The following is a 16351-nucleotide window of genomic DNA, read 5'->3' as shown; positions in this document are numbered from 1 at the left end:
AATGCGGTGGCTTCAGTGGAATAGGGCGACGGCCATTGCCGTCGTGCTGACTGGAGGTCCCGTGTCTCGAACGGTCGGCCCGCACGAGCGCAATGTTGCTGTCCTGCGACGGCTTAACGCGGCAGAGTGCATCGTTGCCCTCCGCGACGGAGTGGCGGGTTCTGTTTCCGAGTTGGCTCGGGTGACCGGCTTGTCACGTCCGACGGTCGAGGCCCTGCTCGTCGAGTTGGTCGATCAGGGCCTGGTCAGCGTTGATCAGGCCCGGATCGTCCAGCGATCCACCGGAGGCCGGCCGGCCCGCCAGTACCGCTTCCGCGCCACCGCCGGCTATGTCGCGGGTGTAGAGGCCGGAGTCCGCGACATTCGCGTGCTGCTGGCGGATCTGGCGGGAACCGTCGTCGCCGAGGTCACCGTCGCGGTCCAGGACGGTGCGAACGCGGTCGATCGCGTCGGATGCATCCGATCGGCCCTCGACGAAGCACTCGCCACAGCTGGTATCGGCAAGCACGCCCTTTCCGCTGTCGGCATCGGCGTTCCGGGAGTCGTTTCGGCCGACGGCCGGATCGCGATCTCGCCGCGGATACCCGGGTGGACGGGGGTCGAGGTCGGCGCTCGGGTCGGTGTGGCGCTGTCCTGCCCGGTCGAGGTGGATCAGGACGTCGACCTCGCCGCGCTGGCCGAGCAGCGTCTCGGCGCGGCCCGCTTGATCGATGACCTGGTCTACCTCACCGGGACGGCCCCGCCCAGCGCCGCGATCGTCATCGGTCGGCGGGTCCATCGCGGCCGGCATCGAGCGGCCGGCGCGCTCGCCGCCGCGACGGGCCGGCCTGACGGCCAGGCCGGAAAGCTGACGAGCGCGGACGAGTTGGCTGCGAGCATCGCCGCACTGGCTGCCTGCGTCGACCCGGATGTGGTGGTGCTCGGCCAGGATGTTTGCGCCGACGCCGATCAGCTGGAGTCTTTACAGAACAAGGTCTCCGGCGATCAGGCGATTCCCTTTCCGCCGAAGCTTGTGCTCTCCGAGCTCGGCAGCGACGCGGTGAGTCTCGGAGCTTTGCTGCTGGCTTTCGACTCGGCGTCGGTGCACGTGTACGGGTCGGAGGCGGTGCCCGCGCCGATGATCACCCGAGCATCGCCCCAGGAGACGACGTACCCGAGCGAGCCGGAGCACGACGCGCTGCTCGCGCCACGGCCGACCGTGCTGGGCTTCGACGTCGATGCGGCCGAGTTGCGGATCGGCGTGGTAGGCGTCGGCGCCCGGGGCCCGCTCGCGACCTGGGCACATCGCCGCCAGATGCACGCTCGCGTCGTCGCAGTCGCCGACCCACATCCTGCCGCCGGACGGCGCGCCCGGAAGCTGTTCGGCGCCGGCGTCGACGTGGTCGACAGTCATCATGAGCTCATCTCGATGGAGCCGAGGCTCGACGCCGTCTTCGTGATGAGTCCTGACTACACGCACGCCGAGGTCACCAGCGACCTGCTGCGGGCCGGCATTCCGGTGTATCTCGAGAAGCCGATGGCCACCACGGTGGAAGACGCCGACCGGGTGCTGACCATCGCCCAGGAAACCGGCACCCGGCTCTATGTCGGGCACAACATGCGGCACATGGCCGTCGTCAGCACCATGTTCGACATCATCGAGCGGGGCGAGATCGGCGAGGTCAAGGCGATCTGGTGCCGCCATTTCGTCGGCAACGGCGGCGACTTCTACTTCAAGGATTGGCACGCCGATCGCCGCCGCTCGAAAGGCCTGCTCGTGCAGAAGGGTGTGCACGACATCGACGTCATCCACTACCTCGCCGGCGCCTACACCAAGGACGTGGTCGGCATGGGGGACCTGGTGCTGTACGGCGGGATCGACGACCACCGGGACAACTCCGATCAGCTGATGCAGGACTGGTTGTCCCTGGACCATTGGCCACCGTCGAGCCAGACAGCGTTGAACCCTGTGGTCGACGTCGAAGACCTCTCCATGGTCACGATGCGATTGAGCAACGGCGTGCTCGCTTCGTACCAGCAGTGCCACTTCACGCCGGACTACTGGCGCAACTACACCGTCATCGGAACCCACGGCCGACTTGAGAACTTCGGTGACGCGGACGGCGGGATCGTTCGGGTCTGGAACCGCCGGACCTGGTTCAGCGCCGAGGGAGATCTCGCCTACCGCGTCTCGGGTGACGTGGCCGGTCACGACGACGCCGACGAGCGCACTGTGTCCGAGTTCCTGCACTTCGTCCGCACCGGCGATCGGACCGCCACCTCACCGGTCAGTGCGCGCTATTCGGTCGCTGCCGGAATCCTGGCCACCGACTCGCTCCGCGGTGGATCCGTTCCCCTGCACGTTCCTCGGCTGCCGCTCGACGTGGAGCAGTACTTCGCCGACGGACAGACCACCCGCGCGGACGCGAAGATCCCCTCCCACTGACCACCCGCGAAGACCGCCGGAGGCCTCTCCGCGCGGGCCGCAATGACTAAGGAGAGACGATGCGTCGCATTCGCGCCGGCATCACCGCGTTGATTCTGACCGCACTTGTCACGAGTTGCGGCAGTGGTACGTCGTCCGGGGACGACGACCAGGGCAGCACCTCGGACCCGACGGCCATCAAGGGCGACATCACCTACAGCATGTGGGACGCCTCGGCGTTGCCCGGGATCAAGGCCCAGATCGCCGACTTCAACAAGACCTACCCGAACGTCAAGGTCACACCCGAAGTCACGCCCTACGACCAGTACTGGACCAAGCTGCAGACCCAGGGCTCGTCGAACACTCTGCCCGACGTCTTCTGGATGAACGACCTCTACATCAAGCTGTACGCCTCCAACGGGCTGCTGAGTCCCATCAGCGACCTGGTCAGCTCACACCGGGTGGATCTGGCGAACTATCCGGCCGCGCTCAACCAGCGATTCACGGTCGACGGCAAGGTGTACGCCGTCATGACCCAGGTCGGCAGCAACGCAGTCTGGTACAACAAGAAGCTCTTCGACGAAGCCGGGCTGCCGCACCCGAAGGCCGGTTGGACCTGGTCGGAATTCGAGAACGACGCCAAGACGGTCAGCGACAAGCTGAAGAGCCGTGGGATCTACGGCGTTGCCTCTGATCTCGGCAACCAGACGACGTACTACAACACCATCTACCAGAACGGCGGCACGGTGATCTCGCCCGACGGCAAGAAGTCGGGCTATGGCGATCCGGAGACGATCGCAGGTCTACAGGTCTGGGCCGACCTCATCGCCAACGGGTCCTCGCCGACCGTTCAGCAACTGTCCGACACCCCTGGCAACAAGATGTTCGAAGCCGGCAAGGCCGCGATGCACTGGGACGGGTCCTGGACAGTGAAAGAGGTCAGTGAGAGCAGCGTCGCCCACGACGTCGACGTGGCTCCGCTTCCGTGCGGCAAGAGGTGCGGCAGCATCGTCGCCGGTCTCGGCAACGTCATCAGCAAGAACACCCGGAAGATGGATGCGTCCAAGGCGTTCGTCACCTATCTCGACTCCAAGGCCGCGGCCCTGATCATGGCGAAGCAGGGGTCCCTCATCCCGTCGTTCAACGGTAGCCAGGCGACCTGGGCGGCGGCCGCACCGAACTACGGCCTCCAGGTCTTCGTCGACGCAGCGACCAAGAATCCTTTCCTCTTCCCCATCTCCAAGAACACCGGAGCATGGGAGAACCTCGAGTCCAAGATCCTTCCGGACGCGTTCGCCGGTGGCACCGCGATGGCAGATGCGGGCCGGACGCTCGCAGATCAGATGAACGCGGCGCTGGAGCACGAGTGAGCCGGACCAAGGAACAAACGGTCGACCTGCCGAGGTTGGCCCGGCCGGCACGGATATCGACCGCGCGGCGTCGGCCGTCGGTCACCTCGTCGGGGCCCTGGCCGCTGGTTTTCGTCGGTCCGCTGATGGCCGGTATCGCCGTGTTCTACCTGTGGCCCGTCGCCAGGACCATCTACTTCAGCTTCACGAAATGGGGGGTCTTCGGGGGTGCCAGGTGGATCGGCCTGGAGAACTACCGGCGGCTGGCGTCCGATCCGGAGATCGGACGCGCCCTCCTCAACACGGTCGTCTACACGTGCATCGCGCTCGTCGGCGTGCCGATCGCGTTGTTGCTCGCAGACCTGATGAGCCGGCCCGGGTTGCGCTGCCGCCAGGTTTATCGAGCACTGTACTTCCTGCCGTACATCACGATGCCGGTCGCGATCGCGATGATCTGGCGGATCATCTACAACGGTGACTTCGGAGTGCTCAACTGGGTGCTCGGCCGGTTCGGAGTGCCTGCACAGCACTGGCTCTCCACCGAATGGCTGGCCCTGGTCTGCGTTGCAGTCGTCGGCGTGTGGATGGAAGTCGGCTTCTACGTCATCATCTTCTCCGCGGCGATGAATGCCATTCCCGCAGACGTGAACGAGGCTGCCGCACTTGACGGCGCAGGCTCGTGGCGCCGCTTCCGATCGATCACCGTCCCGCTCCTCACACCGTCGATCTTCTTCGTCACGGTGATCACGGTGATCGCTGGATTCCAGGTGTTCGACCTGCTCTTCGTCCTGCTCGGGCCGAGCAATCCGGTCACCGCGCAGACACAGTCACTCGTGTACCTGTTCTACTCCGACGCGTTCGTCAGCAACGACAAGGGCTACGGCGCGGCCGTCGCCGTGGTCATCCTGGCCATCGTCGGTCTGGTGACAGTCGTGCAGTTCAGACTGCAGCGGAAGTGGGTGCAGTATGGCTGAGACACGGCGGTTCACGGTGCGGCGATCAGGACTCCTCGAGAGCAATAGTTGGGCTCACGTCATCCTCACGATCGGCGCTGTGACGATGGCCTTCCCGTTCCTGTGGCTGATCATCATGGCGCTGTCGACCAACGCACAGATCATTCACGTCCCGCCCACCTGGTGGCCGGGCACGCTGCGATTCGGCAACTTCGCGCAGGTGTTCCGGCAGGTTCCGTTCCTGAGCGAGTTCCGGGTCTCGATCACGATCACCGTCCTTCGCACCGTCGGGCAGCTCCTCCTGTGTTCCATGGCCGGATACGCCTTCGCCCGGATGCGATTCCGAGGTCAGAAGCTCCTCTTCGGCATCCTCCTGTCCATCCTGCTCGTCCCTCCGCAGGTCTTCTACCTCCCGCAGTACCAGATCATCCTGCAGCTGGGACTGCTGAACACGACCGCAGGTATTGTCCTTCCCGGCTTCTTCAGCGCGTTCGGCGTCTTTCTGATGCGGCAGTTCTTCTCGGGCCTGCCGGTAGAACTGGAGGAGGCGGCGCGGTTGGACGGCTGCAACCCGTGGCAGTTGTTCTGGCGGGTGATGCTTCCGCAGGTCAAGCCGGCTCTCTCGGCGCTGGCCGTCATCACGGTCCTGTGGTCATGGAACGACCTGATGTGGCCGTTGCTGGTCACGACGTACTCGGAGAAGATGCCGCTGTCCGTCGGGATCGCGACCTTGCAGGGCCAGCATGACGTGAACTTCGCGATGATGATGGCCGCCAGCCTGATGGCGATGGCACCCGTCATCGTCGCGTTCATCGCGATGCAACGGCGTGTGATCGCCGGCGTCGCGTTCTCGGGATTGAAGTAGCGGCTCCGGTTGCTCCGAGCGCTGCCGGGGTCAGCGCTCGGAGACGACCACGTCGACCGAGTAGTGGTCGGCTCGGTAGCAGTGGTTGCCGTATTCGATGGGGGAGCCGTCGGCGGCGTAGGCGGAGCGGGTCATGGTGACCAGGGGCTCGGCCTTGGACATGTGGAGGGTACGGCGCTCGTCGGCGGTGGCGTTGCGGGCGCCGATGCGCTGGCGGGCGACCGTCGGGCGGATGCCGCGCGCCCGGAGTACGGCGTACAGGCCTTCGGTCGTCAGCTGTTCGAGGGTGAGGTCGTTGAGGGCCGGAGGCAACCAGTTACGCATGATGGCGAGCGGTACGTCGTCGGCGTAGCGGAGCCGGACGATCGAGACCAGCGGTGTGCCGGGCGGGAGCTCCAGGATCGTCGCGGCGTGGTCGTCCTGCGCCTCGCAGTCGAGTGACAGGACCTCGGTGCGCGGCGTACGGCCCTCGCGCTCGAGGTCCTCGTACAGGCTGGTCAGCTCGGCTTTGCGGTGCACCATCTGGCTCGCGACCGTGGTGCCGATGCCGCGCCGGCGGACCAACAGTCCCTGGTTGACCAGCTCGGCGATCGCGCGGCGCACGGTCGGCCGGGACAGGCCGAGCCGGTCCGACATGGCGATCTCGTTCTCGAACGGGTCGCCCGGGCGGAGCGAGCCGTCGGTGATGGCGGACGTCAGCTGCTCGGCCAGTTGGTGGTAGAGCGGCACCGGGCTGGCCCGATCGATACTGACCGGAAGAGCAACCATGGGCGGATGTTACATGATCAAGGTATGTATGTCGTGACGTGAAAATGTGTTAACAAAGTGTTGACACCCCTGCTGCCCGCCGGGGAAGCTGACGGAGGCGTGCTGACGGGCCGGGGCGAGCAGAGAGGTGACCGGGATGCGGATCGGGTTGGTCGGGGTCGGGCGGATCGGGGCGTTCCACGCCGCGACGCTCAAGGGTTTGCCGGCGGTGGATCAGGTGGTCGTCGCCGACGCGGACCCCAGCCGGGCGGAGCTCGTCGCGAAGGATCTCGGCCTGGAGTTCGCACCCGACGTCGACGCGCTGCTGGCGAGCCGTCCGGACGGCTTCGTCATCGCGGCCGCGACCTCCGCACACGCATCCTTGATCGAAGCGGCCGTCGCGGCTGGTGTGCCGACCTTCTGCGAGAAGCCGGTCGCGCTGGACCTCGCCGAGACCGAACGGGTGCTGGCGTTGGTCGAGGCGTCGACGGTGCCGGTGCACATCGGTTTCCAGCGCCGCTTCGACGTCGGTTACCAGACGGCCCGGGAGGCGGTCCGGTCCGGCGAGCTCGGTTTCGTCCACCACATCCGGGCGAACACCAACGACGCGTTTCCGCCGCACCACGAGTACATCCCGCAGAGCGGCGGGTTCTTCCGCGACTGCACGGTGCACGACTTCGACATCATCCGGTACGTCACCGGACGCGAAGTGGTCAGCGTCTACGCGACCGGGGCGAACCGCGGCGAGGCGTTCTTCGGCGAGTACGGCGACGTGGACTCGGCGGCCGCGCTGCTCACGCTGGACGACGGCACGTTCGTCGCGGTGAGCGGGACGCGGTACAACGGCGCCGGGCACGACGTACGGATGGAGCTGCACGGCAGTCTCGGTTCGATCGCGGTCGGGCTGGATTCGCACACCGCCCTGCGGTCGGCGGAACCCGGTGTCACCTTCCCCGAGGGGCAGCCGCACATGACGTTCATGGACCGCTTCCAGCCGGCGTACGTCGCGGAGTTGACCGCATTCACCGAGGTCGTCGCAGGCACTCGCGAGGTGCCGTGCACGGTCCGGGACGCGCTCGCCGCCTTCCAGATCGCCGACGCCTGCGAACTGTCCCGCCACGAGAACCGCATCATCACGCTCTGAGGAGACCTACTCGCATGACTGATCTCGCTGCTCGCATCGCCGGCGCTCCGATCTCCTGGGGAGTCTGCGAGGTTCCCGGGTGGGGCTGGCAGTACGACGTCGAGACCGTGCTCGCCGAGATGCGCGACGCCGGGCTGGCCGCGACGGAGTTCGGGCCGGACGGATTCCTGCCGGAGGACCCGGCCGAGAAGGCGAAAACCCTTGCAGATGTGGGCCTTCGGGCGGTCGGCGGGTTCGTGCCGGTCGTCCTGCACGATCCGTCGTACAACCCGGCTCCCCAGGTGGCCACGGCGCTCGAAGGCTTCGTAGCCGCCGGCGCCACGACGCTGGTGCTCGCCGCGGCGACCGGCCAGGAGGGGTACGACGACCGCCCTGTGCTGGACGAGACGGGCTGGAGCACCTTGCTCGGCAACCTTGACAAGCTGTCCGCGCTGGCGGCTGGTTCTGGAGTGCTCGCGACGATCCACCCGCATGTCGGGACGATGGTCGAGAACGCCGACGACGTCGAGCGGGTGCTGAACGGGTCGTCCATCGGTCTCACGCTCGACACCGGCCACCTGCTGATCGGCGGAGTGGACCCGGTGGATCTGGCCGTCAAGCACACCGACCGCATCCGGCACACGCACCTGAAGGACGTCGATGCCGGGTGGGCGGCACGGGTCCAGGCCGGCTCGGTCTCGTACACCGACGCCGTACGCCAGGGGATGTACCGGCCGCTGGGCGCCGGCGACATCGACATCGCGACCATCGTCAGCACCCTGGAGCAGTCCGGGTACGACGGTTGGTACGTCCTGGAGCAGGACACGATCCTGCAGTCGCGGCCCGAGGGCGAAGGTCCGGTCGTGGATGTTCGAGCCAGTATCGATCATTTGCGGGCGATCGCAGAGACGGTCCGATGAGGTTCGCGCCGACCCGCGTGGATGGGATGGTCTGACGATGGACGACGTACTGACGATCGGGCGGATCGGGGTCGACCTGTATCCGCTGCAGGCCGGGACACATCTGGAGGACGTCGAGTCCTTCGGGAAGTTCCTCGGCGGGAGCGCGACGAACGTGGCGGTCGCGGCGGCCCGGCACGGGCGGAAGTCGGCGGTGATCAGCCGGACGGGGAACGATCCGTTCGGGACCTTCATCCACCGGACGCTGCGGGAGCTCGGCGTCGACGACCGGTTCGTCTCGCCGGTCGACGGGCTGCCTACGCCGATCACGTTCTGCGAGATCTTTCCGCCGGACAACTTTCCGCTGTACTTCTACCGGTTCCCGAAGGCGCCGGATCTGGTGATCAACCCGTCGGAGCTCGACCTGGAGGCGATCCGGGAGGCACGGATCTACTGGTCGACGGTGACCGGGTTGTCGGCTGAGCCGTCGCGGTCGGCGCACTTCGCGGCGTGGGAGGCGCGGGGGCGGAAGCCGATCACGGTGCTCGATCTCGACTACCGGCCGATGTTCTGGGCCGATCCGAGCGAGGCGCACGAGCAGGTTTCGCGGGCGCTGGAGTTCTGCACGGTTGCTGTCGGCAACCGTGAGGAGTGTGAGGTGGCGGTCGGCGAGACCGACCCGGACAAGGCGGCGCAGGCGCTGCTCGATCGGGGTCTTGATCTTGCTGTCGTGAAGCAGGGGCCGCGGGGGACGTTGGCGCGTACTCGCGACGAGCGCGTCGAGGTGCCGCCGTACCCGGTCGAGGTGGTCAACGGCCTGGGCGCCGGCGACGGCTTCGGCGGGGCGCTGTGCCACGGGTTGCTGTCCGGCTGGCCGCTGGAGAAGGTCATCCGCTTCGCCAACATCGCCGGCGCCATCGTCGCCTCCCGCCTCGAATGCTCCACCGCGATGCCCACGACCGAAGAAGTCCTGTCCAAGTTGGGTGACCCCTCATGACCAGACGAGACCAGGACCCGTACGACGAGGACGCCCGCCCCATCCCCATCCAGCGCCCCGACCCCGACGACGAACCCACCGTCTTCGAACCAGGCCCCAACGACCCAACGATCGCCCACCGCGGCACCCCCAGCGACTCCCCGTTCGCCCCTCAACCAGGCCCCAACCACCCGACAGCCGCACAACGCGGTGCCCCGAGCGACTCCCCGTTCGCCCCTCAACCGGGACCCAACGACCCGACAGTCGCTCAACGCGTGGCGCCGAACGAGTCACCGTTCGCACCGCAGTCAGGCGCAAACGACCCGACGGTTGCGGTCCGTCCTGGTGCGAACGATCCGATCGTCGCGCAGCGCGGTGTGCCGGGCGACTCGCCGTTCGCCCCGCAGCCGGGTGCGAACGACCCGACGGTTGTCGCCCAGCGGCCCGGCCCGACCACGCCAGCCCGCCCGGCCCACCAGGCAGCTCCGGGTGGTTTCGGCGATCCGACGGTTGGTCAGCGCGTCGCGCCGAACGATTCACCGTTCGCACCGCAGGCAGATGCGAACGGGCCGGAGGCCACGCAGAGCGGTGTGCCGGGCGGCTCGCCGTTCGCGCCGCAGCCGGGTGCGAACGACCCAACAGTTGCCGCTCAGCGTCCAGGCTCGGGCGCCTCTGCACGCCCCGCGCATCAGGCGGCTCCGGGCGGGCAGGGCGACCCGGCGGCCTCGCCGCAGCTGGCTGCGGACGCCGACGATCCGACAGTTGCCTCCGACCGTCATGGCGACTCCGCGCAGGGGGCGGCTCCGGCCTGGCAGGACGAGGTGACTGTGATCGCCAGTCCGCCGGGTGGCGCGCCAGGGGTCGGGTCTGCTGACCAACCAGTTCCAGGTGGTCAGGGCGGTCCGATGGCTTCCACGTATTCGGGCGCCGGGTCGAACGATCCGACGGTCGAAAGCCCCGTGCGGCTGCCCACGGGGGTGCAGACGGGTGCACAGTCCTCGGGCGAGCAGGGAGTCGCCGCACGGGAGGCGGGTCTGCAGCAGCCTGTGGCGGAGCGAGCGGGCGAGCAGGAAGCCGCCGCATGGCAGGCGGTCCAGCAGCCCGTGGTCCAGCAGCCTGTGGCTGAGCAGCCTGTGGTTGAGCAGGCGGGCGCGCGGGAGGCCAGCATGCAGGAGGCCGGTGTGCGTGAACCCGGTGTGCATGAACCCGGCGGAGAGCAGGGCGTGGCGCAGCAAGAGGGTGTGCAGGGGGATGGGGTGTGGTTGCCGGATGGGCAGACCACGGTGATTGGCGATCTGGCACTGCCGGCCGAGCAACCGGTTTGGGACGGTCCGCAGCCGCGGTACCAGGAGTACGGCGCTCAGCTTGCCGAGCTCACTGAGATTCGGGTGCGGCATCCGGAGCGGGTGGCTGAGGCCTGGCAGCAGCGGCGGACTCGGGGGTTGGTGGGCGACGACGGCCGCCTGCTGATTGTTGCCGCCGACCATCCGGCCCGCGGCGCGCTCGGCGTACGCGGCGACCGGATGGCGATGGGCAGCCGTCCGGAGTTGATCGCTCGACTGATGACCGCGCTCGCACGGCCCGGTGTGGATGGCGTCCTGGCGACCCCGGACATCCTCGAAGACCTTCTGCTTCTGGGCGCGCTGGAAGGCAAAGTGGTCATCGGCTCGATGAATCGTGGTGGCCTGCAAGGTGCTGCGTTCGAGGTGGACGATCGGTTTACGGCGTACCGCACGGCTGACGAGATCGCTGCCCGCCGACTCGATGGCGGGAAGATGCTGACGCGCATCGACCTCGGCGACCCCGGCACCGTCTCCACGCTCGAAGCCAGCGCGGCGGCAGTCACCGGCCTGGCCGAGCACAAGCTGATGGCGATGGTCGAACCGTTCTGGTCGACCCGCACCGAGGGCGGCCGGGTGACGAACCTGCTCGACCCGGACTCGGTGATCAAGTCGATCCACATCGCCTCCGCCCTCGGCGCGACGAGCGCGTACACCTGGCTCAAGCTGCCGGTAGTCGACGAACTGGATCGGGTCATGGAGGCAACAACCCTCCCGACGCTTCTGCTCGGCGGCGACCCGACGGTCGCACCGGAAGCGACGTACGCCTCGTGGGGCAAGGCTCTCAGCCTCCCCTCGGTCCGCGGTCTCGTCGTCGGCCGGGCTCTCCTCTTCCCACCCGACGGCGACGTATCCGCGGCCGTCGACCACGCCGCGATGCTCGTCCACGGAGGTGCCGCATGACCGAGTGGTTCCGGCCCGCGGGCTCCACGGCGTATGAGGGTTTCGAGCTGATGGTCCGGCCGGGCGAACCCGACTGGCACCACACCGGCCTGTCGATCCGCACCCTGCTGCCAGGGCAGTCGGTCGAGATCGACACGGGGGACTGCGAGTACATCGTCCTCCCGCTGAGCGGCTCGGCCGAAGTGATCATCGACGGCGAGTCGATCCCGCTCGGCGGTCGCGCGGATGTCTTCGCGGGTACGGCGGACCTCGCCTACGTACCGCGCAATTCGACGTTCGCAGTCGTCAGCGCGGGCGGGGCGAGGATCGCCTTGCCGAACGCGAAGGCCGCCAAGGACTTCCCGTTCCGGCGGATCGCGGCCGACGAGGTCGAGACCGAGTTGCGTGGCGCGGGGGTCTCCTCTCGCCAGGTCCGGAACTTCGGCGTACCCGGTGTGCTGGACGCCGACTCGATCATCGCCTGTGAGGTGATCACGCCGGCCGGCAACTGGTCGTCCTACCCGCCGCACAAGCACGACGAGCACAAGCCGGGCAAGGAGAGCGAGCTCGAGGAGATCTACTACTTCGAGCTGCAGCTGTCGGACGACGTGCCGGAAGGTGTCAAGGGCAACGATCCGATCGGCTACCAGCGCGTGTACGGCACGGACGACCGGCCGATCGACGTGCTGGCCGAGGTGCGTAGCGGGGATCTGGTGCTCGTCCCGCACGGCTGGCACGGTCCGGCGATGGCGCCGCCCGGCTACGACATGTACTACCTGAACGTGATGGCCGGTCCCGGCACCGAGCGGCAGTGGCTGATCACCGACGACCCGCAGCACGCCTGGGTCCGAGAGCTGTGGAACACGCAACATATCGATCCTCGCCTACCTTTCGGGACAGCAGAGACATTCGGAGGAGAACAGTCATGACGGTGCGCCTCACGGTCGCCCAGGCCCTGGTGCGATTCCTGAGCGTCCAGTACTCGGAGCGTGACGGCGAACGACAGCGGCTGATCGCGGGCTGCTTCGGCATCTTCGGGCACGGCAACGTGGCCGGCGTCGGCCAGGCGCTGCTGCAGTCCGAGCTAGAGGATCCGCAAGCACTGCCGTACATCCTGTCCCGCAACGAGCAGGCAATGGTGCACACGGCAGCCGCGTTCGCCCGCACCCGTGATCGGCTCCAGACCTACGCCTGCACGGCAAGCGTCGGTCCAGGGTCGACCAACATGGTCACCGGTGCGGCCCTCGCCACCGTCAACCGGCTGCCGGTCCTGATCCTCCCTTCGGATGTGTTCGCGACCCGGGTGGCCACGCCCGTGCTGCAGGAACTGGAGAGCTTCGGCGCCGGAGACGTCTCGGTGAACGACGCCTTCCGCCCGGTGTCGAAGTACTTCGACCGCATCTCGCGGCCCGAACAGTTGCCCTCGGCCCTCATGAACGCGATGCGGGTGCTGACCGACCCGGTCGAGACCGGCGCCGTGACCGTTGCGCTGCCGCAGGACGTCCAGGCCGAGGCCTACGACTGGCCGGAGGAGCTCTTCACCGAGCGCACCTGGTACGTCGCACGACCGTTGCCCGAGGCATCAATTGTCGACAAAGCGGCAGAGCTCCTACGGTCCGCGCAGCGACCGCTGATCGTCGCCGGCGGCGGAGTGCACTACTCCGGCGCCGAGGAGGCGCTGCGCGAACTCGCCGAGCAGACCGGCATCCCGGTGTCGGAAACCCAAGCGGGTAAGGGATCTCTGCGCTACGACCACCCGCAATCGGTCGGCGCGGTCGGCTCGACCGGGACCACGGCAGCCAACGCCCTGGCCCGCGAGGCCGATCTGGTGATCGGGATCGGCACTCGCTACAGCGACTTCACGACGGCCTCGCGGACCGCCTTCCAGAACCCGGAGGTCCGCTTCCTCAACATCAATGTGGCGCGCTTCGACGGTGGTAAACATGCCGGCCTTCCGCTCGTCGCCGATGCTCGGGAAGCCCTTGTTTCGTTGGGATCCGCGCTCGACGGGTGGTCCGTGGAGGCCAAGTACACAGCCGATGCCCAGGAACTCGCAAGGAACTGGAACGGAACTGTGGACGCAACTTACCGGCCCTCCGCCGACGTGACGGCGAAGCTGGCCGAAGGTCTGCTGACCCAGGGTGAGGTGATCGGTGCCGTCAACGAATTGTCGGCGGCGTCTGATGTGGTTGTCTGCGCGGCCGGCTCGATGCCGGGTGAGCTCCACAAGCTGTGGCGCACGCGCGACCCGAAGGGATACCACGTCGAATATGGCTTCTCCTGCATGGGATACGAGATCGCCGGCGGTCTCGGTGTCCGCCTGGCCGCACCCGAGCGCGATGTGTTCGTCATGGTCGGCGACGGGTCGTACCTGATGATGTCCAGCGAGCTGGCCACCGCGGTCCAGGAGAACATCAAGATCATCGTGGTTCTCGTCCAGAACCACGGCTTCGCGTCGATCGGCGCGCTGTCGGAGTCCCTCGGCTCCCAACGGTTCGGCACGGCGTACCGCAAGCGCACCGGCGACGGCAGGCTCGACGGCGACTACCTCCCGGTCGACCTGGCTGCGAATGTCCGCAGCTTCGGTCTCGAGGTGATCGACGTCCACAGCCGGCCGGAGCTGGAGAAGGCCATCCAGACCGCCAAGGCGGCCACCGGCCCGATCGCGATTCATGTCACCACCGATCCGTTGATCGGCGGTCCGGACAGCGATTCGTGGTGGGACGTTCCGGTCAGCGAGGTCTCCGAGCTGCAGTCCACACAGGCGGCGTCGGCGACGTACGAGGAGAGCAAGAAGGCCCAGCGTCCGTATCTGGCTCCGATCGAGGGCGACGCCTGATGGGCAGGGTCGACATCGGTACGGCGCCGGACTCGTGGGGAGTCTGGTTCGCCGACGATCCGAAGCAGACCCCGTGGACGAGGTTCCTCGACGAGGTCCAACGGGCCGGCTACACCAGGATCGAGCTCGGTCCGTACGGCTACCTGCCCACCGACCCGGTCCGGTTGAAGGACGAGCTCGACCAGCGCGGTCTCACGATGACGGCCGGTACGACATTCGAGCACGTGCATCGCCCCGACGGGCTGGAGTCGACCTGGCAGGACGTCGTCAAGACAGCCGAGCTGACGGCGGCGATGGGCGCCAAGCACCTCGTCGTGATGCCGTCGATGTGGCGCGGCGACAACGGCGAGATCGTCGAGGAGCGTTTCGACCACGACATGCAGGCCAGGCACGGGTGTGCGGTGACCGAGCTGGGCAGGCGGTTGGCGGAGGAGTTCGGGCTGCAGACGCAGTACCACCCGCACGCGGACGGGCATGTGGACACCCAGGACACCGTGGAGCGCTTCCTGGCGGAGACCGACAGCGCCTACGTGAATCTCTGCCTCGACACCGGTCACATCAGCTACTGCCGTGGCGACAACCTGGAGCTGATCCGGAAGTACCCGGACCGGATCCGCTACGTCCATCTGAAGCAGGTCGACCCCGCCATCCTGGATCAGGTCGAGGCCGAAGGCCTGGCGATGGACGAAGCGGTGCGGCGGGGCGTGATGTGCGAGCCGCCGAACGGCGTACCCGATCTTCCGCCGGTGCTGGACGCGCTGGCAGCGCTCGACGTCGAGCTGTTCGCGATCGTCGAGCAGGACATGTATCCGTGTGCAGCAGGCGTCCCGCTGCCGATCGCGGAGCGGACGCTGGCCTATCTGAGCTCTCACGGGGGTGGCGTATCGAGATGACGGCCAGGGGAGTGTGACACTCTCTGGTCCCACGCAACTCCGCGGAGTGGCCGCGGTTCACCTGAAAGGCTGGTTGAGTCATGGTTCGGTGGCAGAGGAAGGTCGTGGCGGGTGCCGCGGCGCTGGTGCTGGCCGCGGCGTTGGCCGCGTGCAGCTCCTCCGGGGGGAAGCAGAAGGAGGACAGCTCCAGCGGTAGCGGCGGGGGCGTCGCCGACACCCCGAAGATGAAGGTCGCGCTGATCACCCACTCGGGGCCGAGCGACACCTTCTGGGACATCGTCCGGCGCGGTGCCGAGGCGGCCGCGAAGAAGGACAACATCGAGCTGCAGTACTCCGCCGACCCTGACGGAGCGGCCCAGGCGAACCTCGTGCAGACCGCGATCGACTCCAAGGTCGACGGCATCGCGGTCACGCTGAACAAGCCCGACGCGGTGATCCCGAACGTCAAGAAGGCGATCGCCGCCGGCATCCCGGTGAGCGTCCTCAACGGCGGCCTCGACCAGTGGAAGACCACCGGTGCGATCGGCTACTTCGGCCAGGACGAGCGGATCGCGGGCGAGGCCACCGGTGAGAAGCTCAAGCAGCTCGGCGCGAAGAACGTCCTCTGCGTCATCCACGAGCAGGGCAACGTCAGCCTCGAGGCTCGCTGCCAGGGCATCAAGGACAAGCTCCCCACGACCCAGAACGTGAACGTGAACGGCACCGACCAGCCAGGGACCCAGGCCACGCTGACCTCGAAGCTGCAACAGGACAAGACCGCGGACTACGTCGTCGCGCTGAACGCGGGGATCGCGCTGACCGCGGTGCAGGCGGCGAAGGACGCCGGCTCGTCGGCGAAGATCGGCAGTTTCGACATGAGCAAGGAGATGGCGAAGGCGGTCTCGGACGGCACCGTACAGTTCGCCGTCGACCAGCAGCCGTACCTGCAGGGCTATCTGGCGATCGACTCGCTTTGGCTCTACAAGAACAACGGCGACACCATCGGCGGCGGTGAGGCGACCCTGACCGGGCCCGCCTTCATCGACAAGTCCAACATCGCGGCGGTGCAGAAGTACGCCGAAGCCGGGACGCGTTGAGGTAG

The 16351-nt window shown here is 67.5% G+C and carries 13 protein-coding genes; 12 read left to right on the top strand and 1 reads right to left on the bottom strand.

From position 1 onward, the window contains the following. Positions 1-61: 61 nt before the first annotated feature. Genes ACIA58_RS28595 through ACIA58_RS28580 form a run of 4 tightly spaced genes read left to right on the top strand, consistent with a single transcriptional unit; the run spans position 62 to position 5571 of the window. Complete coding sequence (locus tag ACIA58_RS28595; RefSeq protein WP_396406884.1) at positions 62-2425, top strand: ROK family protein; 2364 nt, start codon at positions 62-64, stop codon at positions 2423-2425. A gap of 59 nt (positions 2426-2484) precedes the next feature. After that, positions 2485-3774 (top strand): ABC transporter substrate-binding protein, encoded by a 1290-nt coding sequence (locus ACIA58_RS28590; protein WP_396406883.1) that lies wholly within the window; start codon positions 2485-2487, stop codon positions 3772-3774. Then, the gene (locus ACIA58_RS28585) at positions 3771-4727 is read left to right on the top strand and encodes a carbohydrate ABC transporter permease (protein WP_396406882.1); all 957 of its coding nucleotides are present in this window, start codon (positions 3771-3773) and stop codon (positions 4725-4727) included. Before ACIA58_RS28590 ends, ACIA58_RS28585 begins: the two co-directional genes overlap by 4 nt. After that, positions 4720-5571, top strand: a complete 852-nt coding sequence (locus tag ACIA58_RS28580) for a carbohydrate ABC transporter permease (RefSeq protein WP_396406881.1) — start codon at positions 4720-4722, stop codon at positions 5569-5571. The genes ACIA58_RS28585 and ACIA58_RS28580 overlap by 8 nt, the downstream gene beginning before the upstream one ends. Positions 5572-5601: 30 nt before the next feature. On the opposite strand, the gene ACIA58_RS28575 is transcribed toward ACIA58_RS28580, so the two are convergent. Continuing rightward, positions 5602-6339 (bottom strand): GntR family transcriptional regulator, encoded by a 738-nt coding sequence (locus ACIA58_RS28575; RefSeq protein WP_396406880.1) that lies wholly within the window; start codon positions 6337-6339, stop codon positions 5602-5604. A 136-nt stretch (positions 6340-6475) separates the two neighbouring features. On the opposite strand from ACIA58_RS28575, the gene ACIA58_RS28570 reads away from it, so the two are divergent. The 8 genes from ACIA58_RS28570 (at position 6476) to ACIA58_RS28535 (ending at position 16346) form a co-directional block, all read left to right on the top strand. After that, entirely contained in the window at positions 6476-7462 is a 987-nt protein-coding gene (locus ACIA58_RS28570; RefSeq protein WP_396406879.1) for a Gfo/Idh/MocA family oxidoreductase, read from the top strand. Between the two features lie 14 nt (positions 7463-7476). Then, positions 7477-8361, top strand: a complete 885-nt coding sequence (locus ACIA58_RS28565) for a sugar phosphate isomerase/epimerase family protein (protein ID WP_396406878.1) — start codon at positions 7477-7479, stop codon at positions 8359-8361. Between the two features lie 37 nt (positions 8362-8398). After that, on the top strand, positions 8399-9337 hold the full coding sequence (gene iolC / locus ACIA58_RS28560; RefSeq protein WP_396406877.1) for a 5-dehydro-2-deoxygluconokinase: 939 nt from the start codon (positions 8399-8401) through the stop codon (positions 9335-9337). Positions 9338-10698: 1361 nt separating this feature from the next. Next, on the top strand, positions 10699-11559 hold the full coding sequence (locus ACIA58_RS28555) for a deoxyribose-phosphate aldolase (protein ID WP_396407826.1): 861 nt from the start codon (positions 10699-10701) through the stop codon (positions 11557-11559). Continuing rightward, positions 11556-12467, top strand: coding sequence for a 5-deoxy-glucuronate isomerase (gene iolB, locus ACIA58_RS28550; protein WP_396406876.1), 912 nt, complete (start codon positions 11556-11558; stop codon positions 12465-12467). Before ACIA58_RS28555 ends, iolB begins: the two co-directional genes overlap by 4 nt. Further along, positions 12464-14377: a 3D-(3,5/4)-trihydroxycyclohexane-1,2-dione acylhydrolase (decyclizing) gene (iolD, locus tag ACIA58_RS28545; protein ID WP_396406875.1), complete on the top strand. Its 1914-nt coding sequence runs from the start codon at positions 12464-12466 to the stop codon at positions 14375-14377. Before iolB ends, iolD begins: the two co-directional genes overlap by 4 nt. After that, a complete protein-coding gene (locus ACIA58_RS28540; RefSeq protein WP_396406874.1) occupies positions 14377-15270 on the top strand; it encodes a TIM barrel protein in 894 nt (297 codons plus the stop codon). Before iolD ends, ACIA58_RS28540 begins: the two co-directional genes overlap by 1 nt. Positions 15271-15350: 80 nt before the next feature. Next, entirely contained in the window at positions 15351-16346 is a 996-nt protein-coding gene (locus tag ACIA58_RS28535) for a sugar ABC transporter substrate-binding protein (RefSeq protein ID WP_396406873.1), read from the top strand. The last annotated feature ends 5 nt before the right edge of the window (positions 16347-16351 follow it).

Origin of the sequence: Kribbella sp. NPDC051586 (assembly GCF_044453965.1) — a bacterium.
GTDB lineage: Bacteria > Actinomycetota > Actinomycetes > Propionibacteriales > Kribbellaceae > Kribbella.
Note: the sequence above shows the minus strand (reverse complement) of the source record. Positions and strands in the feature narration are given on the sequence as shown.

Bases quoted from the DNA above. Each gene is read 5' to 3' on its own strand.
- ACIA58_RS28590 (WP_396406883.1), top strand. From the start codon at position 2,485: ATGCGTCGCATTCGCGCCGGCATCACCGCGTTGATTCTGACCGCACTT.
- ACIA58_RS28580 (WP_396406881.1), top strand. From the start codon at position 4,720: ATGGCTGAGACACGGCGGTTCACGGTGCGGCGATCAGGACTCCTCGAG.
- ACIA58_RS28575 (WP_396406880.1), bottom strand. From the start codon at position 6,339: ATGGTTGCTCTTCCGGTCAGTATCGATCGGGCCAGCCCGGTGCCGCTC.
- ACIA58_RS28570 (WP_396406879.1), top strand. From the start codon at position 6,476: ATGCGGATCGGGTTGGTCGGGGTCGGGCGGATCGGGGCGTTCCACGCC.
- ACIA58_RS28565 (WP_396406878.1), top strand. From the start codon at position 7,477: ATGACTGATCTCGCTGCTCGCATCGCCGGCGCTCCGATCTCCTGGGGA.
- iolC (WP_396406877.1), top strand. From the start codon at position 8,399: ATGGACGACGTACTGACGATCGGGCGGATCGGGGTCGACCTGTATCCG.
- iolB (WP_396406876.1), top strand. From the start codon at position 11,556: ATGACCGAGTGGTTCCGGCCCGCGGGCTCCACGGCGTATGAGGGTTTC.
- iolD (WP_396406875.1), top strand. From the start codon at position 12,464: ATGACGGTGCGCCTCACGGTCGCCCAGGCCCTGGTGCGATTCCTGAGC.
- ACIA58_RS28540 (WP_396406874.1), top strand. From the start codon at position 14,377: ATGGGCAGGGTCGACATCGGTACGGCGCCGGACTCGTGGGGAGTCTGG.
- ACIA58_RS28535 (WP_396406873.1), top strand. From the start codon at position 15,351: ATGGTTCGGTGGCAGAGGAAGGTCGTGGCGGGTGCCGCGGCGCTGGTG.